Source organism: Streptomyces sp. NPDC102274, from assembly GCF_044766385.1.
GTDB lineage: Bacteria > Actinomycetota > Actinomycetes > Streptomycetales > Streptomycetaceae > Streptomyces.
Genome location: NZ_JBIWLW010000105.1, coordinates 1 through 5,015, shown reverse-complemented (window position 1 = coordinate 5,015; position 5,015 = coordinate 1). Strand labels below are relative to the sequence as shown.

At 70.9% G+C, this 5,015-nt stretch carries 1 protein-coding gene; it reads right to left on the bottom strand.

What is annotated here, in order from left to right; translation table 11 throughout:
* A partial coding sequence (locus ACIRQP_RS41985; protein ID WP_403900697.1) for a type I polyketide synthase occupies positions 1–5,015 on the bottom strand: 5,015 nt, incomplete at both ends.

The window sequence follows — 5,015 nt, the reverse complement described above, 5'->3', positions numbered from 1 at the left end:
CGGGAGTAGATCCCCACCGAACGCCGGCCCGATTCGTCGGGGACACCGACGGCGACCTGCACCTGAACCGCGCCACGCTCCGGCAGAGTCAACGGCGCGGCAAGCGTCAGCTCCTCCACCCGGTCGCAGCCGACCTCGTCACCGGCCCGGATCGCCAACTCAAGCAGCGCAGTGCCGGGGAGAAGAATCCAGCCCATCACCGCGTGATCAGCCAGCCACGGATGCGACTGGACCGACAACCGACCGGTGAACAACACACCCTGGCCCGCCGCCAGTTCGACTGCCGCGCCCAGCAGCGGATGCTCGGCGGAACCGAGCCCCGCCGCGCGCACATCACCGACGGCGGCGGACTGTGAACCGGTCGGCCAGAACCACTGGTGCTGGAAGGCGTACGTGGGCAACTCGACCCGCCGCGCCCCCGTACCCGCGAAGAACCCGGTCCAGTCGACCGTCGCCCCGTGCGCGTGGACACGAGCCAGCGCGGTGAGGGCGGTCACTTCCTCGTCCCGGTCCTTACGGAGAATCGGGACGATCACCGCCTCTTCCGGCGCGGACTCCTGGGCCATGGCCGACAGCACACCGTCCGGGCCCAGCTCCAGGAACGTGCGCACACCCCGCTCGACCAGCGTCCGTACCCCGTCGGCGAACCGAACCGCCTCGCGGACATGCCGTACCCAGTACTCGGCCGAGGACAATTCCTCGGCCGACGCCAGGCCGCCGGTCAGATTCGACACCACGGGGATCCGGGGCGTCTCGAACGACAACTCCTCTGTCACCGAACGGAATTCATCCAGCATCGGCCGCATCAAGGGTGAGTGGAACGCGTGCGACACCCGCAGACGCGTGGTCTTACGCCCCTGCGCCTCCAGGTGCGCCGCCACGGCCAGGACCGCGCCCTCATCGCCCGAGACGACAACCGAGGCGGGACCGTTGATCGCGGCGATCGACACCTCGCCCGACAGCAGCGGAACAACCTCCTCCTCCGTTGCCCGTACCGCGACCATCGCGCCACCGGCCGGCAGCGCCCGCATCAGCTTCGCCCGCGCCACGACCAGGGTGCAGGCGTCCTTCAGCGAGAACACCCCCGCCACATGCGCCGCCGCGATCTCACCGATCGAGTGCCCGGCCACGAAGTCGGGCTTCACACCCCACGACTCCACCAACCGGAACAGCGCCACCTCAACGGCGAACAGCGCGGGCTGGGTGAAGCCCGTGTCGTTCAGCTGCTCGGCGTCATCACCCCACATCACCTCGCGCAGTGGACGTTCCAACTCCCCTTCCAGCATGGCGAGTACGGAGTCCAGCGCAGCGGTGAACACCGGGAACCGCCCATACAGCTCGCGGCCCATGCCGAGTCGCTGACTGCCCTGACCGGAGAACAGCACCGCTGTCCTGCCGCCGAGCACCGCCCCCGACACCGCCGACGGATCCGCTTCACCGGACGCCAGTGCGCCCAGCGCACGAACCGCGTCACCGGAGCCGACGGAATCACTCGCCAGCACCACCGCACGGTGCTCGAACACCGAGCGGCCCGTCGCCAGCGAGAACCCGACATCCACCGGCCTCAGCTCCGGCCGCGCCTCGATCGACGACAGCAGCTTGGCCGCCTGGCCGCGCAGCGCCTCGGCCGTCTTGCCCGAGAGCACCCACGGCACCACGGCGGGCGAAGCGGACTCCGCCACGGCGGGCTCAGCCAGTTCGGCCAGTTCTGCTGACTCGACCGGCTCGGTCGGCTCAGTCGGCTCGACCGCGAACTCGGCCACCGGCTCAGGTTGTTCGAGAATGACGTGCGCGTTCGTCCCACTGATACCGAAGGACGAGACACCCGCACGCCGTACCCGGTCGCCCTCCGGCCACCGCGTCTGCTCGGTCAGCAGTTCCACCGCGCCCGCCGACCAGTCGACGTGCGACGAGGGCTCGGTGACATGCAGCGTGCGCGGCAGCGTTCCGTAGCGCATCGCCAGCACCATCTTGATGACACCCGCCACACCGGCGGCTGCCTGCGTGTGACCGATGTTGGACTTCACCGAACCGAGGAGCAGCGGACGCTCCGGGTCGCGGTCCCGGCCGTACGTGGCGAGCAGCGCCTGCGCCTCGATCGGGTCGCCCAGCGTCGTACCCGTACCGTGCGCCTCCACCGCGTCCACATCGTCCAGGGACAGTCCACCGCTGGCCAGCGCCTGACGGATCACGCGTTGCTGGGAAGGACCGTTGGGAGCGGTCAGACCGTTGGACGCGCCGTCCTGGTTGATCGCGCTGCCACGCAGCACCGCAAGCACCTCGTGGCCGTTGCGCCGCGCGTCGGACAGCCGCTCAAGCACCAGCATGCCGACCCCCTCCGACCAGCCCACACCATCGGCCGACTCGGAGAACGCCTTGCACCGGCCGTCGGGCGACAGGCCCCGCTGCCGGGAGAACTCCACGAAGGTGCCCGGGGTCGACATGACCGCCACACCGCCCGCGAGCGCCAGCGAGCATTCGCCGCCGCGCAGCGCCTGGGCCGCCAGATGCATCGCCACCAGCGACGACGAGCACGCCGTGTCCACCGTCACCGCCGGGCCCTCGAACCCGAAGGTGTACGAGACCCGGCCCGAGGCCACGCTTCCCGCACTGCCCTGGCCCTGGTGTCCTTCGAACTGCTTTCCGTTGAGTGTGGTGCCGTAGTCGTTGTACATCACACCGGCGAACACTCCGGTCGCACTGCCCTTCAGCGACACCGGGTCGATACCGGCCCGCTCGATCGCCTCCCACGAGGCTTCGAGCAGCAGCCGCTGCTGCGAGTCCGTCGCCATCGCCTCGCGCGGACTCATCCCGAAGAACGCGGGATCGAACTCGCCCGCGTTCTCAAGGAATCCGCCCGAGCGGGTGTACGACGTACCCGCGTGGTCCGGGTCCGGGTCGAAGAGACCGTCCACGTCCCAGCCGCGGTTGGTGGGGAAGCCGGACACCGCGTCGGTGCCCTCGGTGACCAGCCGCCACAGATCCTCCGGCGAGGCCACCCCGCCCGGATAGCGGCAGCTCATCCCGACGACCACGATCGGATCGTCGGCCACAGGCGGCAGCATCCTGACCGGGATGGTGGCGTCGGTGCCGGTGCCGGTGCCGGTGCCGAACAACTCGTCCCGGAGATGGTCCGCGAGCGCTGTCGCCGTCGGGTAGTCGAAGATCAGCGTGGCTGTCAGCCGCAGACCCGTCACCGTACTCAGCCGGTTGCGCAGTTCCACAGCCGTCAGGGAATCGAAGCCCAACTCCCTGAACGCGGAGGTGGCGTTCACGGCCGCCGCGTCGGCGTGGCCGAGTACGACGGCGACCTGACTCCGTACGAGATCCAGCAGTGCTTCGTGCCGCGCGGACGAGGTCAGCCCGGCCAGCCGGCCGAGAAGCCCGGTGGCGGTGGCGCCGGCGGTGGCCGATCCGGTGATCGCGCTCCTGCGGGAGCGGGTACGGATCAACGACCTGAGCAGCGGCGGTACGTCGCCCTGTGCCCGCAGCGCGGGCAGGTCCAGCAGCACGGGCGCCACCACGGTCTCGCCGGAGGCGAGCGCCGCGTCGAAGAGCGTGACGCCCTGCTCGACGGAGAGCGGCGGCATCCCGGAGCGTGCCAGGCGCAGCATGTCCGCCTCGCTCACCGACCCGGTCATCCCGCCCGCCTGATCCCACGGACCCCACGCCAGCGACACACCCGGCAAACCCTCCGCCCGCCGACACGCCACCAAAGCGTCCAGGAACGTATTGGCCGCCGCGTAGTTACCCTGCCCCGCACCACCGAACACACCGGCCACCGACGAGAACACCACAAACGCCGACAGACCAAGATCCCGCGTCAGCTCGTGCAGATGCCACGCCGCGTCCACCTTCGGCCGCAGAACCGTGACCAACCGCTCCGGCGTCAGCGAACCGACCACACCGTCGTCCAGCACGCCGGCCGTGTGCACCACGGCGGTCAACGGGTGTTCGGACGGTACGGCGGCCAGCAGTCCGGACGCGGCGGTCCGGTCGGCGAGATCACACGCGGCGACCGTGACCCGCGCGCCACGCGCGGTCAGCTCGGCGGCCAGTTCGGCGGCGCCGGGCGCCTCCGCCCCCCGCCTGCTGGCCAGCAGCAGATGGCGCACACCGCGCTCGGCGACGAGATGCCGGGCCAGAACGCCGCCCAGACCGCCCGTACCGCCGGTGATCAGGACCGTACCCTCGCTGTCCCAGGCCCGGTCGGCCTGGTCACCGCCCTCCCCCGTGGTTACGGGGACGGGCACGGGCACGGGCACGGGCACGCGGGTGAGTCGTCCCGCGCGGATCGTGCCGTCGCGGACGATCAGCTGCGGTTCATCGGAACCGAGAGCCTTTCGCACTTCGGTCAGGGACGACAGGTCGGTGGGGAGGTCCAGCAGCCCGAAGCAGCCCGGGTTCTCCGACTGCGCGGACCGCACCAGACCCCATACGGAGGCCGCCGCCAAGTCGGCGACAGCACCGCCGTCCACGGCCACCGCTCCCCGCGTGACGAACACCAGCCGCGACCCGGCGAACCGCTCCTCGGCCGACCAGCCCTGGATCAGGGCCAGGACCTCGGCGGTCAGCGCGTGGGCCGACTCCACGACCCCGTTCTCGGACGACATACCGTCGACGCCCACCAGCACGGTGCCCGGCACCGGGAACTCCCCCGCCGCCAGCGACACCAGATCGGCGTATGTCTCGACCTCCGCGCCGGACTCGGCCATGCCGTCGGCGAGCCCCAGCGGGTCCGATCCGAGGACGACGACCGACCCCGATTCCGGCATGGCCGACCCCGGGACAACCGGCCCCGGGAAGGCCGACTCGGCCACGGCCGCCACCGGCGTCCACTCCAGTCCGAACAGCGCGTCACGGACGAGGTCCGCGGAGACGGAGTCGGTCAACTGGTCGCGCGACACGGCCCTTACGAGAAGCGAGTCGACGGACACGACCGGCTGACCGGAAGCGTCGGCAGCGGCCACGGAAACCGCGTCCTTACCGACCGGCGCCAACCGCACCCGCAACGC